The following is a 21,798-nucleotide window of genomic DNA, read 5'->3' on the forward strand; positions in this document are numbered from 1 at the left end:
CCCGTGCCCGGTGGCGTCGGACCGATGACCATTGCCTGCCTGCTGGCCAACACACTGACCGCCTGTTGCCGCGCCAATGCCTTGCCAGAGCCCGAAGGCCTGACAGCTTGATCTCAGGGAAAATAAATTTGAACAAATGGACCGAAGAGCAAACGCTTTTTGGTCCATTTGCTTTCTGAAGATTGAATTAAGTTTCAAGGGCCGGGTTTGAATGTCCGGTAAATTGGTGATAAGTAAGCTATTCCAGCCGGTTACGAGAGATTGGTGAAAGCCGTGTGGTGTTGGGCTGGAACCTGTAGTCTTGTTTGTTGAGTATGTATGACCGAAGTGCCCAGACCAATTCTGGCCGAATTCACGTTACGCCGAGTGATTGCAGGCGTTGGTTTCCCGCCTTTGTTGGCCAGTGCGTTCCAGCCTTTTCCGGCCATCTACCTGACCTATCCCCAGCGGCTTGTTTTCTGGATCGGTGTACTGGGATTGGCCCTGTGCGTGACCTGGATTGTCACACGCGTGAGCCGGAAATTTTTCGCAGAAGCCCAATTCAGCTGGCGTGACATTGCGCTGGTTTTCTTCATTCTGGTTTTGTTCGTGCCATCTATGTGGCTTATGTCATATTTGCTGTTCTCTGCCGGGGGGCTACAGGCGCCGGATGTTCTGGCGGTGGCCCCTTATGGTGCCCTGTTTGCAACCGGGCTGGTCCTGGTGCGCGGGTATAGTCACGTTGATGAGCCGGTGCAGGATCAGATCGCGCCACCCTCGCCACGTCTGACCAAGCGTTTGCCAGAGTCGTTTTCCGGTCAGATCTATCGACTGACAGTCCGCGACCATGCGGTTGATGTTGTGACTTCAGCGGGGACATTCACCATCCGATCCCGCCTGACTGATGCGATCGCCGAGATGGAACCGGTACCCGGCCACTGTACGCATCGTTCCCATTGGGTGGCAGACGATGCCATTGTCGGGGTTGAAAAGCTAGACGGAAAAACCTTCTTGCGTCTGAAGAACACCGATCTGGTTCCGATTAGCCGAAAATACAAACCGGGGTTAGAGCTAGACGGCCTTATCTAAGCCACTCTATCTGGGCATTGGAATGACCCGAGGATGCGATCCGGTGAGTATGGCTATGGCCTGATCATCCATCAAAGCGTCCAGTGTATGATCCGTACTGTGTAACCCGCCAGTATATGTGCCGTAGGCCGGTAGGATCAGCCGCGTCTTGTCCACCAAAAAGGCGGGCCGGGTGATGGTTCGACCCCGCGCGTTCAGACGTGCTTTGGGGTGGTAGTGGCCTGACACCTCGGCTTGCGCTGGTGCCTGCGCGATATGGCGGAAAGTCAGCGGGGCAATCTTACACTCGGACAGATGCGTACCGCCCAGATCAATCGGGCCAGGGTCGTGATTACCCTCGATCCAGATCCAGCGCCGACCAGCCTGCAGGGCCGTGATATCACGCTGTTCAGCCGCTTGCATTGCAACCGAAGCTTCCAGATCGTCGAAGCTGTCGCCCAGGCAGATCACGGTGGCAGGATTGGTTCTGGCAATATCCACAGCAAGCCGGGTCAGGGTTTCTTGACTGTCATAAGGCGGCAGACTCGGGCCGCCCCGCCGAGCGATGCGCTCAGACTTGCCCAGATGCAGGTCGGATACGCACAGCAATTGCTGATCCGGCCACCACAGGGCCCCTGATCCTAATGCCTTCAGAGTCTGCCCCGCAAATGAAAACGCCACTTCGTTCATGATGCGTTCTTTGCGTGTTTCACCTCCGGACGCAAGCCGTATCAATCAGGTGTTAACCCCGCCGCCTTCAACAGACGTGCGCTTTCTTCTGCCAATAGCCGTTCTTCGGCCGCGCCCTTGACCGGAACCTTGCCGACCTCAAGAAACAAAGGGGCGGCAAGAGGCGATACGCGATCCAGCCGCAGCAGATCAATACGGTCTCCGATCCGGGCGATCATCGCTTCGATCCGCCCGAAATCCACCAGCCCGCGCATGGCCTCTTCGCGGGTGATCTGCATCAACAAATGATCCGGGTCGTATTTCAACAAGGTGTCATAAAGGATATCCGACGAGAACGTCGCCTGACGACCGCTTTTGCGCTGACCGCCCATGTTCCGTTCGATCAGCCCAGCAATCGTGGCCGAGGCGCGAAAGGTCCGTTTCATCACGGCATTTCCGGCCAACCAAGTCTCAAGCCCGTCACGCAGGGCATCCAGTTGAAACAGGGGCCGCGGGTCGGTCACTGCATCCAGCCCCCAGATTAGTGTGGCATAATCGGTTGCGACAAAACCCAGCGGGGCGAGTCCGGTTTCCTCCATACGTTTGGTCAGCAATAGGCCCAGCGTCTGCTGTGCGTTGCGGCCAGCGAAACCGTAGACGCACAGATTCTCGCGCCCGTCATTCGGAAAGCTTTCGATCAGCAGCCGGTCGCGTTGAGGCAGGCGAGACATGTCGCGCTGCAGAGACAGCCAGTCGGCAGTGTGTTTAGGCAGTTGCGGCCAATCCGGCTGGGCAAACATCCGCAGAATCCGGTCGCTTAACTGCGTCGAGGTGGCGAATTTCGTGCCCGCAAAAACAGCAACTTTTGGTTTTCTGTCCGCACGGCGGCTGACCTCAACCACCATCTCGCGCAGGCCCTCATAGCGGACAATCTGCCCCCCGATCAGAAAGGTATCTCCGGGCGTTAGCGAGGCGGCAAAGGCCTCTTCCACTTCACCCAGCGGTTTGCCTCCGCGGTTGCGTTTCAAACGTACCTTCAGCGTGTCGGTGTCCTGAATGGTGCCCAAGTTCATGCGGATACGCTGCGCTGCGCGCGGGTCGCGCAGCTGCATTTGTCTGTCTGCGCGCTGTTGCAAGCGCTGCCAGCGATCATAGGCGCGTAGGGCGTAACCTCCGGTCGCGCAGAATTCCAGACAGGCGTCGAATTCATCGCGTGACAGACGCGCGTATGGCCCCGCTGTGGTCATTTCCGTAAAAAGCGCGCTGGCGTCGAACGGGCCTGCCGAAGCCGCTATCAAGATATGCTGGCATAGCACATCGCGGGGGCCAGAGCCGCGCGGTTCACCGTCCAGATCATGCGCTCTGGCGGCCTCAAGTGCCGCGACGCATTCCACCACCTCAAAGCGGTTGGCAGGTACCAGCAGGGCCTTGGAGGGCGCGTTGTAGCGGTGGTTTGCCCGCCCGATCCGTTGCACCAATCGTTTGACATTTTTAGGCGCACCAATTTGGATCACAAGGTCCACGTCACCCCAATCGATGCCAAGGTCCAGGCTGCCGGTACATACTATGGCGCGCAGGTCGCCCCGCACCATGGCGGCCTCGACCCGCTCGCGTTGCTGCCGGTCCAGACTGCCGTGGTGAATGCCGATGGGCAGGCCGTCATCGTTGGCAAGCCACAGATTGTGAAAGAAAATTTCGGCCTGCGCGCGGGTGTTGTGGAAAATCAGCGTCGTCTTGTGTTGCTTGATCTGCTCGAGCACCGCCGGGATCGAATAAGCAGCGCCACCACCGGACCAGGGGGGCATTTCCTGCGTTTCCAGCATGCGGATATCCGGATCAGGTCCGGGGTCGGCCTGCACAATCTGACAAGGGTCCGGGTGCCGGGCCAGAAAGCGCGCGATGGCCTGCGGGTCCTCGACCGTAGCTGAAAGACCGACCCGGCGCAGGTCAGGGCACAGGGTTTGCAGCCGCGCCAAGGCCAGCATCAGCTGATCTCCTCGCTTGCTTTCGGCCAATGCGTGGATTTCGTCGACAATCACTCGTTGCACCCCCGCAAACATCCGAGGCGCGTCCTCGTATGAGGTCAGCAGGGCCAAGCTTTCAGGGGTGGTCAGCAAAATATGGGGTGGGTCTACACGCTGCCGCTTTTTCTGCGTGGCCGAGGTGTCGCCGGTGCGGTCTTCGATCCGAATGGGTAGGCCGATCTCATCCGCAGGGCCGCGCAGGTTGCGGCGGATATCAGCGGCCAGTGCCTTGAGCGGAGACACATAAATCGTGTGCAACCCCTCATGCGTGCCATCTGCAAGTTCCGCCAATGTCGGCAAAAACCCGGCCATTGTCTTACCGCCCCCGGTCGGCGCGATCAACAACGTGGCCGGGTCCAAGGCCCGGTTGAACATATCGTATTGATGGGGGTGAATGGACCAGCCCTTGGCGGCAAACCAAGATGCGATCCGGTCGGGAATCTGCGTCATACGCGCAGATTACCCGGCCCTTTACCGAAATGGCACGGCGTTATTTGACGATAGTCTCGTCCTTGACGAACATGTTGGACCATGCGCGGTCGATCAGGTCAGGGCTCATCTGATAAGGGATGCCCTCAAACTCGCAGATCGAGATCATCTGGTCGATCAGGAAGATCGGCTGATAATTCGCATAGATATTGTTGATGGTCGGGTATTTAACCTTCAACAGATGGACCAAAGCAGCCTCGTCAAGCGGCATGCCGCGTTTGCGCGCCACCATGGCAAAGATTTTCAGGAAGTTCTCCTGGTTCGGGCCGTCGATCTTGATCTTGAAGAAGATCCGGCGCAGGGCCGCTTGGTCGAAGATTTCATTCGGGTGGAAGTTGGTCGAGAAGATGACCAGCGTGTCGAAGGGAACTTCGAACTTTTCACCCGACTGCAGGCCAAGGATATCCTTGTTCTCTTCCAGCGGAACAATCCAACGGTTAATCAGGGCCTGCGGTGGTTCCTGCTGACGGCCAAGGTCGTCCACGATGAAGATACCGCCGGTCGATTTCAACTGCAAAGGGGCCTGATAGGTTCGCGCTGTGGGGTTATAAACCAGATCCAGCATACCCAGCGTCAATTCACCACCTGTAACCACGGTTGGACGTTCGCACTGAACATAGCGTGTGTCGAACCGTTTGCGGCGGCGCAGGCTGTTGGGATCGTCTGGCTCCTGTTCAATCGCAGTATGAACGATCGGGTCATAAACCGTAATCACCTGACCGGCATATTCGATGGCGAAAGGCACATAGACATTATCGCCCAGTGCATCGCGAATCCCGTTTGAAATCGAGGATTTACCGTTGCCCGGAGGGCCATACATCAGGACCGAGCGACCGGCGCTGACCGCCGGGCCCAATTGATCCAGCAGGCTGTCGGGCAGAACCAAGTGGCCCATTGCGCCAATCAGCTGGTCGCGGGTCACCTGAATGTTGCGGATCGACTGGCGTTTCACCTGTTCGCGGTAGACGTCCAGCGGTACGGGCATGGCGCCAAAATATTCTGACTGACTCAACGCGTCCAGTGCGCGGGCCTTGCCGGCATCAGTCAGCTGATAACCCATCTCATTGCCGCTGTTGGCATTCAGGGTGCCGGTGGCCTCGATCAGCTTTTGCTCGCGGGCCATGTCGATCAGTTCCTGCGTGACGGAGCCCGGCAGACAAATCGCCACGGCGATCTCGGATACGGTGTCTACATTCTTGCGAAAGATCGTTTTCAACATGATGTCGCGCATCATGACGATGGGCAGTCTCATTTCGCCCAAACCCTTTGGGGCAGGGGGGGCCATTACCGAAGTTGTCTGCATATTCATGAGCGTCGCCCGTCTATCCAGTATTCACGCCAATGGCCCCAAAAAGGGCCGCTTAGGGGAAATCTGGCCCGGCTTTGTGGCAGTACCAAGGCGGCGACAAGGCGCGTTAATGATAGTTTACGAGCCGTAAACAGTGCCTAAGATCAGGTAAATAGCCAGGCTGCCACCAAGAGGCAGGCCCATTGGAAAGTGCTTCTTCCTGTTCCAGCTTTCCCAATTTGGCGCAACGTTGCGCAACGCTGTATACATGGCCAATCGATGTGTGACAAAGGCAGCAAGCGTGGTGGCTGCCAGAATAAACATCACCAGAACCCAATCCCCAGACCAGACAAAAGGTGAGGCGGCGGCCATGAACTTGGCATCCCCGGCACCCAAAACGCCAGCGGCATTAAACAGAATGCCCAAAATCAGCACGGTCACAATATGCAGCAAGTGCCAGACGTAAGGGGGAAGTGTCACCGAGAACGACCAGATCGTTAGTGAGGTCCACTGGGTGGACCACGGGGGCAGCACAAACAACCCGACAATGGCGAAAATGACGGCCAGCGCAACAACGGCGTGGTTCTTGATCAGCATGTCCCGCAAGTCTGTGAACGCCACGTAAAAGCAGATCGGCAGAACAAACGGAAGAAACCACAGCGCAGCAAACGCGGGAATACTCATCAATCAGGCATCCTCAAGCGCGCGCAGCGAGCGGACAGCCTCGTCAAAATGCTGTGGATGGGTGGCGATGGCTTCGCGGAACAGGTTTTTGGCTGTCGCCACATCCCCTTGCTTGACAGCAGAGATACCCATCGTGTTCAGCAGCCTGGCGCGTTCCACCTGTGTCATGGGGACAACCGGCAGGCTGTAATTTCCTTGCGCAGCTCGGGCCAGAACCAGATTGTTCTTGGCGGTGAACAGGGATTTGTCCTGACGGATCGCCTCCGTAAACAGGCGTTCGGCTTCGGCAAACTGGCCGCGTGTCAGCTTGGAATAACCCCAATTGTTCATGACACCACCGGGGCGCGTGGTCAGGCCGACCGCGGTTTCATAAAAGTGGTCTGCGCGTTTCCAATCCTGTTTGGAGTCTGCGACCACCGCTTCAAGCCGATACCGTTTGAAGGTTTCATAAGTGGGTGGAATGGTATCCAGAACCGATCTGGCCTGCCCCCAATTGCCGGCGCGGACAAGCGCGTCAGCATATTCGAGCTTGTCGACGTTTCCGGCACCTTTCATCGTCGTCACCTTTTTCCAGGCGGCGACGGCTTCGGTCGACCGTTTCGCACGAGACAAGGAAATCGCCAGTCCCCGCTGCAGGTCGATCCGACCCGGATTTTTGGCGGCGGCGCCTTGAAAGTAGGTGACCGCCTCATTTGGATCGGCGGCGGTCAGCAAGACCTCGTTCAGGTTGGTCTCGTCAATGACGTTGACCTCCTGATAGGTACGCTCGACCTTTTCTTCCTCGGTTTCTTTTTCGCAGGCAGAAAGGATCAGCCCGCACATCACGATTGGCGCAATCAAGAATTGTTGGCGCATTTTTGCGTCCCTTACTGCTCTTGCCTGTTTTACGGGAGCTTGCGCAGCTTGAATTGCCCGTCGCCTTGCTGCTCCAACGTATATTCTTGTTCTTCTGCCGTAGTATTAACAGGATTTTCCATTTTTGCGAGCGCTAAGCGCAGATTGTCCCGGATTGCGTCACTTTCGCCATTGTCCAGCGCAAAGGCCCGCTTGAAAACCTGCGCGGCCTCGGGATATTCGCCCTTTTCGACCAGCACCACGCCTAGATTGTTCCAAGCAACTGGCCAGTCAGGATTGTCCTTGACGGCCCGTCGCAGTAGGGTTTCGGCCTGTCCTAGACGCCTGAGTCCCAGATTGGCCGTGCCCATCGCCGTCAGGATTTGTGTTGTCATCCCCTGATCCAATGCGGCGCGGGCAAAAGAATCCAGCGCCAGCTCGTATTCCCCGGCGGCCATCAACCGGTTTCCCACCGTAATTTCGTCCACCCTTTGACCTTTAGGGTCAATTCCGGGGACGTCCAGATCATCTGACGACCCTGTCTCAGTGCAAGAGGCCACCATGGCGATCACCATGGCGGCCTTTAGCATGTGGCGTATACCGACGTGGATGCGCCTGAAGCCTACTAAATTTGGGTTATTAATTACCCGCCGCAAAATCAGCGATTCCTTTTGCCGAAGGTCCGACCAGAATAACCAGCAAAGGCGGCACCGTCAGGATCATTGTGGCAAGAGTCATCTTGGTTGGCAACTTGTTCGCGGCTTCTTCGGCGCGCATGACCCGTTTGTCGCGCATTTCGCCAGCGTAGACCCGAAGCGCTTCGGCGATCGAGGTGCCGAACGTCGCGGACTGGATCATGACGGTCACGAATGAGCTGACATCTTGCACGCCGCAGCGGGTTCCGAAGTCACGCAAAACCGTGTCCTTGTCCTTACCAGCCTTCAATTCATAAGCGACAATTTCGAACTCTTGCGCGATATCGGGGTAGGAGGCCTTCATCTCACGCGCAACCCGTACAATGGCTTGATCCAGAGATTGTCCGGCCTCGACGCAGACCAGCATAAGGTCCAGCGTATCGGGAAAACCGGCGACAATTGCTTCATTACGTTCGGCAACACGCCGGGTGATCCAGTAGCGCGGCAGAAAATATCCTGCACCTGCCGGAATCAGAACCCTAAGAGCCATCTGTTGACCGGTGAATTCCTGGCCACCCGACAGTACGGTAACCAACATGACGCCGACCAGAATGCCGATAATACCCAGCGCAAATTGTGCAAAGTGGAAGAACCGCACAGCATCCTTTGAATGATATCCGGCTTGCCGCAGCTTTAGCTGCATTGCCGACAGTTCGGCTTCGTTTTGCGGCTCAAGGAATGTCGCGAACTTTTCAAGCTGCTCGTTGCGGCTGGTGTTGCGAAGCTTGTCCTTTTTGGATTTCTTATCGTGTTTTGGTGCGGCAGTGGATTTTTGCAGCTTTTTCAGAGGGTCCTCTGGTTGGTTCAGCATCAGAGTGACAGCGATTAAGATCATCGCCAGACCCAAAACGCCGATCACGATAAGTGGACCGAATTCGCCAAGGTACTGTTTGATCAGGTCGTTGATTGGGGCCAGAACTTCCATTGCGATTCCCTCAGACCTTGATGTTGGTAAGAACGCGCATCACGATCAGGTTCACCGTCAGCATGATGCCCACGAAGAAACAGGCCGGGATGAACAGGGGATGATCAACCACGTCGTCATAGTAATTGGGATCTGTCACCATGATGAACAGCAGGCAGAAAAGGGGAAACCCTGACAGAAACTTGCCGGACCATTTTGCCTCGGCGGTGATCGCCTTTACACGCCGGAACAGGCGGAAACGGGCGCGGATCACCTTGGCCAGACCAGCCAGAATTTCAGCAAGGTTACCGCCTGACTGTTGTTGGATACCCACGGCCACCGCCAGAAAGCGAAGGTCCTGCATGTCCAGACGTTCAGCCAGATCACTCAGCGCCTCACCCACGTCCCGGCCATATGCGCATTCGTCGGCAATGACACCGAACTCGGTTCCCAGTGGGTCCTGTACTTCGTTTGCGACAATCTGAATAGACGACACAAATGGGTTGCCCACGCGCAGGGATCGGACCATCAATTCAACCGCGTCAGGCAGTTGCTCTTCCATCATGCCCATGCGTTTACCGGCCTTCCGGCTCACCCAGGTGTAGACACCGCCAACACCGATAAAGACCGACAATGCCACCCGCAGAACCATTTCCGTTGCGGTGCCGACGCTCAGGCCGACGAAAGCAAAGCCTGACAAAAGGATCATGACCATGATCAGTTGTTTCGGGGTGAAGGCAATAGCTGCCTTCTGCGCTTTGTCAGCCAACAGCGAATAGAGCGGGATGCTCTGCGTTTTCATATGCTGCTGCATTTCCTTGCGCAGCTGTTCCAGCACTTGTTCCCGCCCGACACCTTTGTCGAGCATATCCAGACGCCGGTTTACACGGCTGTTCAGGCTGATGGATTTGCCGAAAGCCACCAGATAGATGCCTTCGACTAGGGCGAACACCGCGACGAAGATCACGACATAGATGAGCGCCTCAACAGGCAGTTGCATTGCCAGATCTCCTACATATTCGTTGGTTCATAGACCGAAGCGGGCAGGTCAAAGCCCCACAGGCGGAAGCGCTCAGAATAGTGACTGCGCACGCCGGTCGCTGTGAAGTGACCGATGATTTTGTTGTCCGGTGTTAGTCCAACACGTTGAAATTTAAAGATTTCCTGCATCGAGATCACATCGCCTTCCATGCCTGTAATCTCGGTGATTGAGGTCATCCGACGCGAACCATCCTGCAAACGGCTGGCCTGCACGATCAGGTTCACAGCTGACGAAATCTGGCTTCTTACCGCTTTGATTGGCATTTCGATACCGGCCATCGCGATCATGTTTTCCAGGCGCGAAATCCCGTCGCGCGCCGAGTTGGCGTGGATCGTGGTCATCGAACCGTCGTGGCCGGTGTTCATGGCCTGCAACATGTCGATCACCTCGGCGCCACGCGTCTCACCCACGATGATGCGGTCAGGACGCATACGCAGGGCGTTTTTCAAACAGTCGCGCGGGCTGACCTCACCTTTGCCTTCGACGTTTGGCGGACGGCTTTCCATCCGACCCACATGGGTCTGTTGTAGCTGAAGTTCCGCCGTATCCTCGATTGTCAGGATGCGTTCTGCGTCATCGATGAAACTGGACAAGGCGTTCAGCGTGGTGGTTTTACCCGAACCCGTACCACCTGAAACGATGATGTTCAGACGGGTTGACACGGCGGCCTGAAGATAAGCGGCCATTTCTTCGGTAAAGGCACCGAAATTCACCAGGTCATCGATGCCCAGCTTGTCTTTTTTGAACTTACGAATTGAGACCAGCGATCCATCCACCGCAATCGGCGGCACCATCGCATTAAAACGCGAACCATCAGCCAAGCGAGCGTCAACGTAAGGGTTGGATTCATCGACACGACGTCCCACAGCGGACACGATCTTGTCGATGATCCGCATCAGGTGCTTTTCGTCTTTAAAGGTGATGTCGCTGATTTCCAGCCTACCGTCGCGTTCCACAAAGATCTGTTGCGGACCGTTGACCAGAATATCGTTGACGGTATCGTCCTGCAGCAAGGTCTCAAGCGGGCCAAGACCCGTCACTTCGTCATACAGTTCCTTGTTCAACTGCGAGCGGTCCTCGCGGTTCAGAACAATGTTCCGGGTTTCCAAAATTTCGCTGACAATCGAGCTGATTTCCGCGCGCAATTCGGATTCGCCTGCATTTTCGAGCGCCGCTAGGTTCAGGTTTTCCAACAGTTCGCGATGCAGTTCGATCTTGATCTCGCCAAGGCGTTCCTTGCGCTTGCGATCGCGATCTCCGGCCACCGGTTCGGCCGCCTTTTTCTGCACGGGCCGTCGAGCGACGGCATTAGCTGTGGGCTTTTTTTCCGCAACAGGTTCAGGTGTCGCGGCCGGAGTTTGAACCGGCTGCGCTTCGGGCTGTTTCTTGTAACGTGAAAACACGGCGGCTCTCTCCCTTTAGTACTGGTTACGCGGCCTCAGCGTCGCTGCTGCCCAAACTATGAAGCGATTTCGCAAGCTTCGCGATTTCGCGACGCAGCGGATTCTTGGCGGCTGCATTGGCCAGCGGTTGTCCGTGGTCGCCACTCTGCATGACCGGCTTGCCGCCATCCGGCAATTGCAGGTCAATGGAGATACCCAGGCTTTCACCCATCCGTTTGACCCGGCTTTTGCCGTTCAGATCGGTAAATTTCGGCGCCCGATTCAGAGCAAAGCGCAATTTGTTGAAAGGCAGTTCCTCGGCCTGCAGCGCACGTTTCAGGCGCAGCGCGTTCTGAGCCGAGCGCATGTCCAGTTCAATCATGGCGAAATACACATGTGCGGCCTGAAGAACGGTTTCAGACCAGTGAACCAGCGTCGAGGGCATGTCCACGATCACATAATCAAAGTTCCGACGAGCCGTTTCGATCACGCGCTGAATATCTTCGGGTGTGATCAGATCCAGCGGCACCATGTCCGATGGCGCTGTCAGAACCTGCAGTTTCTCTTCATAGGTTTGCAACGCTTGAGAAAATACGTCGTCATCCATCAGCGATGTGTCCGAAAGCATTTCAAAGACAGTTTCGCGCCGTGGTAAATCCAGATAGGTCGAAACTGTGCCGAATTGCAGATCCAGATCCAACAGACAGACTGATGGCGCGTCTTTGTCCGATACGGTGGCCAATTCCCAGGCCAGATTGACTGCCATAGTGGTGGAACCGACGCCTCCGGCAAGTCCGTGGACCACAAAGAGGGCCCCTTCTTTCGATTCACCTTGCGCCAAAGGTGCAGCGGCCTGCTGTACTGCAACTGGATCGGGCTGGTTCATCCGGGCGATAGCTTCCTGCAATTCGCCTTCGGGCAGAGGGTAGGGGACGAACTCGTCCGCGCCTTTGCGCAACAGTTGGTGCAGAGACGCCGGAGTGACGTCTTCGGCGATTAGGACGATTTTTATCTTCTTTTCTTTGGCTCGCGTGATGATCTCACCCATCAAGGACAAGTTGTCCTCATCTTCGCCGTCAATCGCCAAGGCGACAAACTCCAAAGAATCGGCATCAGGTTGGCTGAAGAATGCCAGAGCTTCGGCAAAACCGAGATCACCCCATCGTTCTCCCAGTGCAACCTCCATATCTTCGATCAGAAGGTCGAAATTCTGGACGTCACGGCTGATGGTGCAGGCCAGAATGGCGTTTTTATCATCTTGTGGCGATGCGCTCGTCATTAACACAATCCTTGTCGCGAGAGCCGACCAACCCAGAGAACCCGAGGATTCTGTCTGGTTCGCTCTTGCCCCGTCGCGGCCAGATTTGGCCGCAGGTCACCTAATTGTTGAAAATTTGGCTTGGAACTTAGGCAAGATTTAGGCGCAAAAGAACCAATTGTAGGGAAATGGGCGACGATGTCGCCCAAATCCGACTTATTGTTCGGTTGTATCGCCAACTCGTGTCTGGCTACGCAGTTGCGCCTCGTACGTCGCGCTTTGTACATATTCGCGATAGACGATGGCGGCATACTTGCCGTCCAGAACCAGCGGGTTGCGATCCACAAAGCCCGAAACCTCGGTCACGGTGCGGCGGTTGCGCCGATCGCGATTCGGGGTATCGATCAACGGGCGTGACTTGCCGAAGGAAACGACAGCCTCAAGACGTGAGCGCGAGATGCCCTGCTGTGTCAGGAAGGCAACCGCCGCATTGGCGCGTCGCTGGCCCAGTGCCTTGTTGTAACCAGTCGAACCGACGGCGTCGGTATGGCCATAGACCCGGAACCGCGCTTCGGGGAACTGTTTGATCCAAGCAGCCTGCCGCAACAGAACCCGCTGAGCCGTTTCGTCCAGCTTTGCGCTGTCAAAGGCAAAGTTGATCTGCGTCGGAACCTCGGCCGCGAACCGCTGACCCAGGATTTGGGCATAGGTCAGTTCGCCGTTCATGACCTGGGTGTTGTTCAGGGTCGCATTCCCGAAAGCACCTTGATCAACTTCATACCCGGCTTCACGCGTGCAAGCGGCGACAGCAACCGAAAGACCCAGTGTGATTATCCACTTCTGCATTGGTCCTATCCTCCTATCAATCCAGAACGTAGCCGTAGGAGCTGCCAAAGTCCTGCTTGGCCACTTCCGAGGCTGCGCCGGCACCCGGGCGCGTTGTACGACCGACTTTGCCGTTCACGAACAGATCAAATTCGCTGGGCGGCTTGACCCGATCTGTTGGCAATGCCAGCGCTTCACCACGTGTCGGCGAAACCAGATGCGCAGTGATTATGATAACCAGTTCGCTTTGTTGGCGCTGGTATTCCGCAGAGCGGAACAACGCTCCCAGCACCGGAATATCACCGACCCAGGGAACTTGGCTGTTCAGGTCTGCAAAGTCATCTTGAATCAACCCCGCGATTGCGAAGCTCTCACCATCTCGCAATTCAACCGTCGTGCTGGTCTGACGAGTGACAAAGCTAGGAACTGTATCGCCTTGGATAGTAAAGTCTGAACTGGTGTCAATGCTGGACACGGCGGCGGCAAGCTCAAGATTGATCAGATCGCCATCCACAACGCGTGGAATAAAGTCGATTTCAACGCCGAACGTCTTGTACTCAATGGCAATAACACCATCTTCTTGCGGCACCGGAATGGGAACTTCACCGCCGGCAAGGAAGGTTGCTTCCTGACCCGACAGGGCAGACAGGTTTGGCTCTGCCAGACTGCGGGCAAGACCTTTGGCCTCCAATGCTTCAAGCAGCAAACGCACCTGCGTCGATCCGGCCCCAAAGCCGAACAGGATGGCGCCTGTATTTGTTTGAAGTATGGGGATGTTGTCGTTCAGTGCGTTGGCCAGAGCACCCGCATTGTTGAGGGTGTTGAAACCACCTGTCACGTCACCGCCGCCGAAGCCCAGCGAAGCGGTCAGGCTTTTGGCCACCGAGCGGTTCATCTCGGCAAAGCGTACTTTCAGCATGACTTGCTGTACGCCCCCAACTGACATCAGGTTCGAGACACGCTCGGGCGCGTAACGCTCGGCCAGTTCCAGTGCCCGCGCCAGTTTTGCGCCGCTGGAAACCGTTCCCGAAAGGACGATGCCATCATTGGCTGTGCGCACTTCGATCTGTTCACCTGGCAAAATCTGAACCAAACGCTCTTTGAATTCAGATACATCCGGCGATACGCGAACCCGAACATTTGCCAGCAGGTTACCCGCGCCGTCAAACAGGGTCAGCGTAGTCAGACCCGGTGCCTTACCCAGCACATAAATAGTGCGATCCGAAAGCGACGAGATATCGGCGATGCCGGCATTAGCAATGCTAAGTTCGGCGAAAGGTTCTTCGCTTTCCACCACAATTGCGCGGTTCATCGGAACGTCCAGCGTTTCCGCTGAACCATTCTTTACCACGCGCAAAGTTTCAGCCCAGGCCGTATGGCCGACCGGACCAACTATAAGCGCCAACCCCATAAGGGTTGCGCTGATCCAAGTACGTATTGTCATGTGACCTGCCTCTCCGATCACGCCTCGTTTTTTGGGTCTATGCCCTATGTCAGGTAACACTGCGCGAATTACGAATTTATTGCAATAATCAAGGGTTTCTGGAATTTTCCTTATGTGGACAATGCGCAACATGCATAACGAAACAAGCCGCGCAGTTGGCGCGGCTTGTATTGGTAAATCTCTGATTTAACGTCAGTTTGTGCAAGGAATTTCGGTTTGCACAATTTCTCCGCTACGTCGAACTCTCGTGTAGCATTTCCGTTCTTCAGCCTGAACCGGGGCGGGGGCTGCTTCTTTGATTCCCAACAGTTTTCGCTGGTCCACTTCAACCGCACTTGCGATTGTGTCGTCCTGCACCCCAACTAAGGCCAATGACAAGCGACCTGTGTTCTGTGCTTGGGCCAAAGCCGCGATTTCTTCTGGGGTGGCGGCTACTGTCACAGTACGCGCAATTGTTGTGCCCGTCAGATCTGATCCCGCTGACTGGTCAATCGCGACCAATTCGATGTTGGTCTGAATCAGGCGGGTGATTTCGCCGACTCCAGCCTGAAGGTTGCTGTTAACGGTTCCGGTCCAATACACATCTACACTATCACCAGGGCGCAAAAAGCCAGAAACACCAGACGCAACATCAACGCTGATCGCAAAAGCGCGTTTACCTTTTTCTATCCGTGAGGTCAGACCTGCGGCCTCCCCAGGATTGGTAACTTTGACCTCCATGAGGGCCTCGTCTTTTTCCATCGCTCTCAGGACGAATCGGTCTCCCTTAGCGTCTTCAGGAAACAAAACGGCCATGTCCACGAAGCTGCCTTCCGGGATTGCTTCGTCAGGCCAGTTGACGACACGAACGTCTTCCTTGGTCAGGCGCTCTCCGTATTTCATGGCTCGGTTGGATACAAGAACGCCAGTGGTCCCTTCTAGGGCGGCATTTTCCAACGCTTGTTGCGCGGCCAGGCGTTCTCGGGCGAGTTGGTCCTGATGCTGTGCGATGTAGTCGCGCGCCAAATAGACGGCGCCTCCGGCCAAAGCCACCCCGACAATCAGGACAAGTCCAAATACTGCACGCATTCACGTCCCCTCGTATTGTTCTATATCGGTTTGTTCGCCGCGACATTACGACGAAGTCCATTTCTTCGTAATGTTAAATTGTGTCGAAAAGGGGGACAATCTCGATTAATTTCGTGATTGTAATTCCGCACTCATTCTGAGGCGTTTCCGCATCAGGGGCTGGTGGCGGAAAATTTTGTGCGTATGTCTTGAACCTCAACCGCAGAGACTGCGGCACCATTTTTTGCGTCCAGGTTTTGCACAGGATCTGCGATGTAAAGACCGATGAAAGAGCCAAAGCCAACCAGCATGGCTGTCAGCACGACCCAATCAACCGTTACGGCCCCATCCTCTTGGTGAGAAAATTTTGCAAGTCTCTTCAGCATAGGAGTACCACTTTAGGGATATTGCATAAAAAGAGGGGCCAAGCCTAAGCAAGCATGGCCCCACCATATAAATCTCTACCGGCGTTTCTATTAGCCGCCGGAGGTCGTCGTGCCGAACTTGGTTTTGATGTCTTCAACCGTGGTGCCGTTGATTTCGGTACCGATTTTGCCCGACAGAGCTGCGGTGCCATCACCGATCGCGCTGTAAGCAACTGCGGCCAGGCCAACGATAGCTGCAGTCAGAACGACCCAGTCAACTGTTACGGCGCCGTCTTCGTCTTTGCGGAAGTTCTTGATGAACTTGATCATGTTACGTCCCTCCTAAAGGATCAAAAGTCAAATAAACCTCGGGGTCTATCAGAGCTTTCTCTCTCAGTCCGCTCCCGACCGTCTCGGTATGGCACTATGATTGCCTGTCAGGCGTGGCAGGAATTGGGCTAAACACCATTTTTTTTCTTTTCCGCTTAACTTTTTGGTAGTTTTTTATTCAAGCTATTGAAAATAAACAAATAAAAGTTCGTTACCGATTGGGGTGTTCTGTGTTGCCGATGCAAAATTGCGCCAAATGAGGCGAAATTGCCCCATTTCGACGTGTTTCTCTGGCTTTACAACGGGATTCGCGGTTCAAATCCCGTAAAAGAAAAAACATGAGGCAGGCAAAATGAAACTCCGGGACGCAATGATCTGCGCCGGCACGTTGGCTTTGATGATGTCAGGGCCCTTGCCCGCTATCGCGAATGAAGTTGAGCCCAGGGGCGTATATAAAAGAGTAAAGCCCCCCAAACCGGGGACGCGACCCAAGATAACTGTTCAGATTTCGCCCGAAGAACATGCATCGGCGCCCTTCGCGCCCAGCACCGGGGCCGAGCTCGTTATTCCTGAGATCGTCAAACGCGCCAAGGTTGTACCCCCAAGTGTTCCAGGGACTGGATCGCAAAACAAACCGGTCGGGTCTTACAAGGCTTTCTGGGATAAAATCTCACCTGCTTTGGCCGAAGCAGGAGCTTGGCGGTTGGATGCAGCCATAAACGCGCTGGCCGCGACCAATGTGGCCTCACCGCGTTTGCAGACGCTCCAGAACATTGCGCAACAACAAGGGATCGAGATTCTGCGCTCAACCGTAGGAACAAATGTATCGCCGGCTTTGGTGCTGGCCGTGATTTCGGTTGAATCTGCAGGTCGTGAGAATGCGGTCAGCTCAGCCGGGGCGCAGGGGTTGATGCAGTTGATGCCAGCCACCGCCAAACGATTTGGTGTTAAGGACAGCTTGCAGCCGTCTCAGAATATCTCGGGCGGTGTCAAATACCTGAACTGGTTGATGGAAGAATTTGGAAATGATCCGATCCTAGTGCTGGCCGGATATAATGCGGGTGAAGGTGCTGTGCGCAAGCACAGTGGAGTTCCCCCTTATGCCGAGACGCGGGATTACGTGCCCAAAGTCCTTGCGGCTTTTCAGATCGCCAAGGCCCTTTGTTCAACCCCGCCCGAGCTGATTTCGGATGGCTGTGTGTTCCAGACATTGAATTGAAAAGGCCCGCCAGAACTGGCGGGCCTTTTCAATCTAGTGGATTAGTTGACGATCTTGGCCTCGGTGGCGGCGCGAATCTCGTCTTCGGTTACACCTTCGGCAATTTCGACGATCTTCAGGCCGCCTTCAACCACGTCCAGAACACCCAGATTGGTAATGATGCGATCCACTACCTGTTTTCCGGTCAGGGGCAGGGTGCATTTCTTCAGTAGCTTGGACTTGCCGTGCTTGTTAGTGTGATCCATCACAACGATCACGCGGCCAACACCGGCGACAAGATCCATCGCGCCGCCCATGCCTTTGACCAGAACGCCTGGAATCATCCAGTTGGCCAGATCACCTTCCTCATCAACCTCCATAGCGCCCAGAACCGCTGCAGCAATCTTGCCGCCCCGGATCATGGCAAAGGATGTGGCGCTGTCGAAATAGGACGTGCGCGACAATTCAGTGATCGTCTGTTTTCCTGCGTTGATCAGGTCGGGGTCTTCTTCACCTTCGAACGGGAAGGGGCCCATGCCCAGCATGCCGTTCTCGGATTGTAGAGTGATGTCCTTATCACCCACATAGTTCGCCACCAGCGTCGGAATCCCGATGCCGAGGTTCACATACATGCCGTCTTCCAGCTCCTGCGCCGCGCGGGCGGCCATTTGATTGCGGTCCCAGGGCATTATGCTTCCTCCTTCTTGCGGGTGGTGCGCTGTTCGATGCGTTTTTCGTGATCGCCCTGAATGATCCGGTTCACGTAGATGCCGGGCAAGTGGATCTGGTCGGGATCCAGCGAACCGCGTGGCACGATCTCTTCGACTTCGGCGATGCAGACCTTGCCGCAGGTCGCTGCGGGCACGTTAAAGTTGCGGGCGGTCTTGCGAAAGATCAGGTTGCCGGTGTCGTCGGCCTTCCATGCCTTGACGATGGCCAGATCGGCAAAGATGCCTTCTTCCATGATATAGGTTTCGCCGTTGAAGTCCTTATGCTCCTTACCCTCAGCGATCACGGTGCCCACACCTGTCTTGGTATAGAAGCCGGGGATTCCTGCACCACCGGCACGCATACGCTCAGCCAGAGTGCCTTGCGGGTTGAATTCCAATTCCAACTCACCCGCCAGGTACTGACGCATGAATTCCGCGTTCTCGCCAACATATGAGCTGATCATCTTTTTGACCTGCTTGGTTTGCAGCAAGATGCCGATGCCGAAATCATCGACGCCCGCATTGTTCGAGGCAAAGGTCAGGTCCTGAGCGCCCGACTCCTTGATCGCCTCCAACAGCAATTCAGGAATACCGCACAGGCCGAACCCGCCTGCTGCGATCATCATGCCATCCGACAACACCCCATCAAGCGCTTCGGTGGCATTGGCATAGACTTTCTTCATGGAAAACTCCCCCAATGACTTGGTGATGGGCAGGTTGTGCCGCCACGTCACGGGGAAGTCAACGAATCCAAGGGGGTGGTGGTATTTCTACCTAGCCACCCTTAGGTGGCCGCCTTCTTGGTTGTTTTCTTGGCTGCCGCTTTTTTCTTGGGTGCGGCCTTTTTCTTGGTGCCCTTCTTGGCAGCCCGCTCATTGACCAGCTCAATGGCCATTTCCTGCGTCACGTCTTCGGGCTTGATATCCTTGGGAATGGTGGCATTGACCTTTTCCCACTTCACGTATGGCCCATACCGCCCATCAAGAACCTGCATTGCGCCGCCATCGGGGTGCTCGCCCAGCTCTTTGAGCGGTTTGGCAGCGGCCCTGCGCCCGCGCCCCGGATTGGCGCGCTTCTCGGCCAGCATTTCAACTGCGCGGTTCATACCGATCTCGAACACATCGTTGGGGTCTTTGAGGTTGGCATAGACCGGTTTTGCTTCCTCGGGCAATTGGTGCATCAGATACGGTCCAAACCGCCCAAAATTCGAGCTGATCATACCGCCCTCGGGGTGTTCGCCGATCTGGCGGGGCAGGGACAGCAACGTCAGCGCCTTGTCCAGATCCATGTCATCCTTGCTCCACCCGCGGGGCAGGGACGCGCGCGGCGGCTTCTTGTTCTCGGGCGTGGGTTCGCCGCGCTGAACGTAAGGACCGAACCGGCCGGATTTCAGCCAGATCTCATCACCTGCATCCTCACCCAGCAGACGCTCGTCGCCTTCGGCCCCTTCGCCCGCGATGGGGCGGGTATAGGTGCATTCGGGGTAGTTGCCGCAGCCCACAAACCCGCCGGTGCGCGAGGTTTTCAGGTGCAACTGGCCCACGCCGCATTTCGGGCAGACGCGCGGATCAGAACCATCCTCGCGCGAGGGGTACAATTGCGGCGCCAGTGCCTCGTCCAACTTGTCCAACACCTCGGAAATACGCAATTCCGATGTCTCGCCAATGGCGGCCGAGAAATCGCGCCAGAACTTGCCCAACAAGTCCTTATAGTCGCGGTCCCCAGCACTGACATCATCCAGCTGTTCCTCCAGATTGGCGGTGAACTCATAGCCAACATATTGTCGGAAGAAATTCAGCAGAAAGATCGTTACGATCCGGCCTTTTTCTTCGGGGATCAGACGGTTCTTGTCCTTGCGTACATATTCCCTGTCCTGAATCGTGGTCACGATCGAGGCATAGGTCGAGGGGCGCCCGATCCCCAGCTCTTCCATCCGCTTGACCAAGGTGGCCTCGGTATAGCGCGGCGGCGGCTGGGTGTGGTGTTGCAGGGCCAGAACGGATTCGTTGTCGGACAGGATGGCGGCCTTGTCCTCAGCCTTGGTGAACTGATCCTTCAGCGATGTCTTGGCAAACGGTGCTGGATCACCCTGCATGATCTGCGGCAGGCGCTTTTCGTCGTCATCGGCCACATCATCGCGACCCTCTTCATACACGCGCATGAAGCCGTCAAACAGCACCACCTGACCGGTGGCACGCAGGCCAACCTGGCCGTCGGCGCTGCCAACCTCAACCGTTGTTCTTTCCAGACGCGCGGCGGCCATTTGACAGGCGATGGTGCGCTTCCAGATCAAGTCATACAGCTTGCGCTGATCCTCATCCGTCACCTTCAGTGCCTTGGCATCCCGCGCCATGTCCGTTGGGCGGATACACTCGTGCGCTTCCTGTGCGTTCTTGGCCTTGTTCTTATACATGCGTGGGCTGTCCGGCACATATTCCGCGCCATACCGGTCGGCAATTGTATCGCGGGTGGCGGCCACGGCTTCGGGCGCCATATCGATACCATCGGTCCGCATATAAGTGATGTAACCCGCCTCATACAGCCGCTGCGCCACCTGCATGGCATGGCGGGCACCCATGCCAAACTTGCGGCTGGCCTCTTGTTGCAGGGTCGAGGTCATGAACGGTGCGCTGGGGTTGCGCGCGGCGGGCTTGGCTTCGACCGAAGTAACGCTGAGCGCGCGGCTGGTGATCGCCTGAACCGCCAGTTCCGCCTGAGTGGCATTGGCCAAGTCGTGCTTGTCCAGCTTTTTGCCCGCCAGAGTGACCAAGCGTGCCTCATAGGTCTGACCGCGTGGCGTTTCAAACAGGGCACGTACCGACCAGTATTCGACAGGTTTGAACGCTTCGATCTCCATCTCGCGCTCGACGATCAGGCGCAGACAGACCGATTGCACACGTCCTGCCGATTTCGCGCCGGGCAGTTTACGCCACAAAACCGGAGACAGGTTGAACCCGACCAGATAGTCCAGCGCGCGGCGGGCCAGATACGCCTCGACCAACGGCATATCGACCTCACGCGGGTTCTGCATCGCCTCGGTCACCGCGTCTTTGGTGATGGCGTTGAAGGTCACGCGGCTGACGGGCGTATCCTTTTTGATCGAACGGCGTTTGGTCAGCGCCTCTTGCAAGTGCCAGCTGATCGCCTCACCCTCACGATCGGGGTCAGTGGCAAGGATCAGGGCATTGTCTTCCTTCAGCGCGTCGGCGATGGCTTTGACATGTTTACGGCTGTCGTTGCCGACCTCCCATTTCATCTCAAATTCATGCTCGGGGTCGACGGAACCGTCCTTGGGGGGCAGGTCGCGAACATGACCATAAGATGCCAGGACAGTGTAATCAGGGCCAAGGTATTTGTTGATTGTTTTGGCTTTGGCCGGGGATTCTACAACAACAACAGGCATTTAAGGGGAAACCTCGCTCGACGGATTGGGCGCCTTCTATGATCGTGCAAGATGTGTAGGGCAAGAGCGAATTGTCAATGCGTTCCTTTAAATACGTGAATTTTACGGCGATTTCAGCGCGATAGCTTTCAAAAAATCAGCGCGGGGCGTGAGACGCTTG

Annotated in this window: 19 protein-coding genes and 1 pseudogene; 3 read left to right on the top strand and 17 right to left on the bottom strand. The window is 56.1% G+C overall.

The window, feature by feature from the left end; translation table 11 throughout:
- Nucleotides 1–111, top strand: a pseudogene (locus ACR0AJ_RS17785) (bifunctional methylenetetrahydrofolate dehydrogenase/methenyltetrahydrofolate cyclohydrolase); the annotation flags it as partial.
- Nucleotides 112–318: 207 nt separating this feature from the next.
- Entirely contained in the window at nt 319–1,068 is a 750-nt protein-coding gene (locus tag ACR0AJ_RS17790) for a LytTR family DNA-binding domain-containing protein (RefSeq protein ID WP_170351472.1), read from the top strand.
- A gap of 6 nt (nt 1,069–1,074) precedes the next feature.
- Here the strand turns inward: ACR0AJ_RS17790 and pdeM are convergent, their stop codons facing one another.
- The 14 genes from pdeM to ACR0AJ_RS17860 form a co-directional block, all read right to left on the bottom strand.
- Nucleotides 1,075–1,737: a ligase-associated DNA damage response endonuclease PdeM gene (pdeM, locus tag ACR0AJ_RS17795; protein ID WP_170351470.1), complete on the bottom strand. Its 663-nt coding sequence runs from the start codon at nt 1,735–1,737 to the stop codon at nt 1,075–1,077.
- A 41-nt stretch (nt 1,738–1,778) separates the two neighbouring features.
- The gene (locus ACR0AJ_RS17800; RefSeq protein WP_480741508.1) at nt 1,779–4,190 is read right to left on the bottom strand and encodes a ligase-associated DNA damage response DEXH box helicase; all 2,412 of its coding nucleotides are present in this window, start codon (nt 4,188–4,190) and stop codon (nt 1,779–1,781) included.
- A 40-nt stretch (nt 4,191–4,230) separates the two neighbouring features.
- Entirely contained in the window at nt 4,231–5,538 is a 1,308-nt protein-coding gene (locus ACR0AJ_RS17805; protein ID WP_170351466.1) for a P-loop NTPase family protein, read from the bottom strand.
- A gap of 117 nt (nt 5,539–5,655) precedes the next feature.
- Nucleotides 5,656–6,201 (bottom strand): prepilin peptidase, encoded by a 546-nt coding sequence (locus tag ACR0AJ_RS17810; RefSeq protein WP_170414273.1) that lies wholly within the window; start codon nt 6,199–6,201, stop codon nt 5,656–5,658.
- A gap of 3 nt (nt 6,202–6,204) precedes the next feature.
- A complete protein-coding gene (locus tag ACR0AJ_RS17815) occupies nt 6,205–7,056 on the bottom strand; it encodes a tetratricopeptide repeat protein (RefSeq protein WP_170362504.1) in 852 nt (283 codons plus the stop codon).
- Nucleotides 7,057–7,085: 29 nt separating this feature from the next.
- A complete protein-coding gene (locus ACR0AJ_RS17820; protein WP_480649039.1) occupies nt 7,086–7,625 on the bottom strand; it encodes a tetratricopeptide repeat protein in 540 nt (179 codons plus the stop codon).
- A 49-nt stretch (nt 7,626–7,674) separates the two neighbouring features.
- Nucleotides 7,675–8,655, bottom strand: coding sequence for a type II secretion system F family protein (locus ACR0AJ_RS17825; protein WP_170351461.1), 981 nt, complete (start codon nt 8,653–8,655; stop codon nt 7,675–7,677).
- A 10-nt stretch (nt 8,656–8,665) separates the two neighbouring features.
- The gene (locus tag ACR0AJ_RS17830) at nt 8,666–9,634 is read right to left on the bottom strand and encodes a type II secretion system F family protein (RefSeq protein ID WP_170362505.1); all 969 of its coding nucleotides are present in this window, start codon (nt 9,632–9,634) and stop codon (nt 8,666–8,668) included.
- A gap of 11 nt (nt 9,635–9,645) precedes the next feature.
- Nucleotides 9,646–11,079, bottom strand: coding sequence for a TadA family conjugal transfer-associated ATPase (locus ACR0AJ_RS17835; protein ID WP_170351457.1), 1,434 nt, complete (start codon nt 11,077–11,079; stop codon nt 9,646–9,648).
- Nucleotides 11,080–11,104: 25 nt separating this feature from the next.
- Nucleotides 11,105–12,337: a CpaE/TadZ family protein gene (locus ACR0AJ_RS17840; RefSeq protein ID WP_170351455.1), complete on the bottom strand. Its 1,233-nt coding sequence runs from the start codon at nt 12,335–12,337 to the stop codon at nt 11,105–11,107.
- A gap of 195 nt (nt 12,338–12,532) precedes the next feature.
- Entirely contained in the window at nt 12,533–13,162 is a 630-nt protein-coding gene (locus tag ACR0AJ_RS17845) for an OmpA family protein (protein WP_170351453.1), read from the bottom strand.
- 16 nt (nt 13,163–13,178) lie between these two features.
- Nucleotides 13,179–14,585, bottom strand: coding sequence for a type II and III secretion system protein family protein (locus ACR0AJ_RS17850; RefSeq protein WP_170351452.1), 1,407 nt, complete (start codon nt 14,583–14,585; stop codon nt 13,179–13,181).
- A gap of 192 nt (nt 14,586–14,777) precedes the next feature.
- Nucleotides 14,778–15,653, bottom strand: coding sequence for a Flp pilus assembly protein CpaB (cpaB, locus tag ACR0AJ_RS17855; protein ID WP_170362506.1), 876 nt, complete (start codon nt 15,651–15,653; stop codon nt 14,778–14,780).
- Nucleotides 15,654–16,108: 455 nt separating this feature from the next.
- Nucleotides 16,109–16,327 carry a Flp family type IVb pilin gene (locus tag ACR0AJ_RS17860; RefSeq protein ID WP_170351445.1) on the bottom strand — a complete coding sequence of 73 codons (219 nt, stop codon included), beginning with the start codon at nt 16,325–16,327 and terminating at the stop codon, nt 16,109–16,111.
- A 352-nt stretch (nt 16,328–16,679) separates the two neighbouring features.
- On the opposite strand from ACR0AJ_RS17860, the gene ACR0AJ_RS17865 reads away from it, so the two are divergent.
- Nucleotides 16,680–17,546 (top strand): lytic transglycosylase domain-containing protein, encoded by an 867-nt coding sequence (locus tag ACR0AJ_RS17865; RefSeq protein ID WP_170351443.1) that lies wholly within the window; start codon nt 16,680–16,682, stop codon nt 17,544–17,546.
- A gap of 41 nt (nt 17,547–17,587) precedes the next feature.
- On the opposite strand, the gene ACR0AJ_RS17870 is transcribed toward ACR0AJ_RS17865, so the two are convergent.
- From ACR0AJ_RS17870 to topA, 3 genes are all read right to left on the bottom strand, one after another.
- Nucleotides 17,588–18,214 (bottom strand): CoA transferase subunit B, encoded by a 627-nt coding sequence (locus tag ACR0AJ_RS17870; protein WP_170351441.1) that lies wholly within the window; start codon nt 18,212–18,214, stop codon nt 17,588–17,590.
- Nucleotides 18,214–18,918: a CoA transferase subunit A gene (locus ACR0AJ_RS17875; protein ID WP_170362511.1), complete on the bottom strand. Its 705-nt coding sequence runs from the start codon at nt 18,916–18,918 to the stop codon at nt 18,214–18,216. The genes ACR0AJ_RS17870 and ACR0AJ_RS17875 overlap by 1 nt, the downstream gene beginning before the upstream one ends.
- A 101-nt stretch (nt 18,919–19,019) precedes the next feature.
- Nucleotides 19,020–21,638, bottom strand: coding sequence for a type I DNA topoisomerase (gene topA, locus ACR0AJ_RS17880; protein ID WP_480664375.1), 2,619 nt, complete (start codon nt 21,636–21,638; stop codon nt 19,020–19,022).
- Between the last annotated feature and the right edge of the window lie 160 nt (nt 21,639–21,798).

This window comes from Ruegeria sp. CJ9 (genome assembly GCF_056536625.1).

Excerpts from the sequence above, each read along its gene's own strand:
- ACR0AJ_RS17790 (WP_170351472.1), top strand. The coding sequence starts at position 319 with ATGACCGAAGTGCCCAGACCAATTCTGGCCGAATTCACGTTACGCCGA.
- pdeM (WP_170351470.1), bottom strand. The coding sequence starts at position 1,737 with ATGAACGAAGTGGCGTTTTCATTTGCGGGGCAGACTCTGAAGGCATTA.
- ACR0AJ_RS17800 (WP_480741508.1), bottom strand. The coding sequence starts at position 4,190 with ATGACGCAGATTCCCGACCGGATCGCATCTTGGTTTGCCGCCAAGGGC.
- ACR0AJ_RS17805 (WP_170351466.1), bottom strand. The coding sequence starts at position 5,538 with ATGAATATGCAGACAACTTCGGTAATGGCCCCCCCTGCCCCAAAGGGT.
- ACR0AJ_RS17810 (WP_170414273.1), bottom strand. The coding sequence starts at position 6,201 with ATGAGTATTCCCGCGTTTGCTGCGCTGTGGTTTCTTCCGTTTGTTCTG.
- ACR0AJ_RS17815 (WP_170362504.1), bottom strand. The coding sequence starts at position 7,056 with ATGCGCCAACAATTCTTGATTGCGCCAATCGTGATGTGCGGGCTGATC.
- ACR0AJ_RS17820 (WP_480649039.1), bottom strand. The coding sequence starts at position 7,625 with ATGCTAAAGGCCGCCATGGTGATCGCCATGGTGGCCTCTTGCACTGAG.
- ACR0AJ_RS17825 (WP_170351461.1), bottom strand. The coding sequence starts at position 8,655 with ATGGAAGTTCTGGCCCCAATCAACGACCTGATCAAACAGTACCTTGGC.
- ACR0AJ_RS17830 (WP_170362505.1), bottom strand. The coding sequence starts at position 9,634 with ATGCAACTGCCTGTTGAGGCGCTCATCTATGTCGTGATCTTCGTCGCG.
- ACR0AJ_RS17840 (WP_170351455.1), bottom strand. The coding sequence starts at position 12,337 with ATGACGAGCGCATCGCCACAAGATGATAAAAACGCCATTCTGGCCTGC.
- ACR0AJ_RS17845 (WP_170351453.1), bottom strand. The coding sequence starts at position 13,162 with ATGCAGAAGTGGATAATCACACTGGGTCTTTCGGTTGCTGTCGCCGCT.
- ACR0AJ_RS17850 (WP_170351452.1), bottom strand. The coding sequence starts at position 14,585 with ATGACAATACGTACTTGGATCAGCGCAACCCTTATGGGGTTGGCGCTT.
- cpaB (WP_170362506.1), bottom strand. The coding sequence starts at position 15,653 with ATGCGTGCAGTATTTGGACTTGTCCTGATTGTCGGGGTGGCTTTGGCC.
- ACR0AJ_RS17860 (WP_170351445.1), bottom strand. The coding sequence starts at position 16,327 with ATGATCAAGTTCATCAAGAACTTCCGCAAAGACGAAGACGGCGCCGTA.
- ACR0AJ_RS17865 (WP_170351443.1), top strand. The coding sequence starts at position 16,680 with ATGAAACTCCGGGACGCAATGATCTGCGCCGGCACGTTGGCTTTGATG.
- ACR0AJ_RS17870 (WP_170351441.1), bottom strand. The coding sequence starts at position 18,214 with ATGCCCTGGGACCGCAATCAAATGGCCGCCCGCGCGGCGCAGGAGCTG.
- ACR0AJ_RS17875 (WP_170362511.1), bottom strand. The coding sequence starts at position 18,918 with ATGAAGAAAGTCTATGCCAATGCCACCGAAGCGCTTGATGGGGTGTTG.
- topA (WP_480664375.1), bottom strand. The coding sequence starts at position 21,638 with ATGCCTGTTGTTGTTGTAGAATCCCCGGCCAAAGCCAAAACAATCAAC.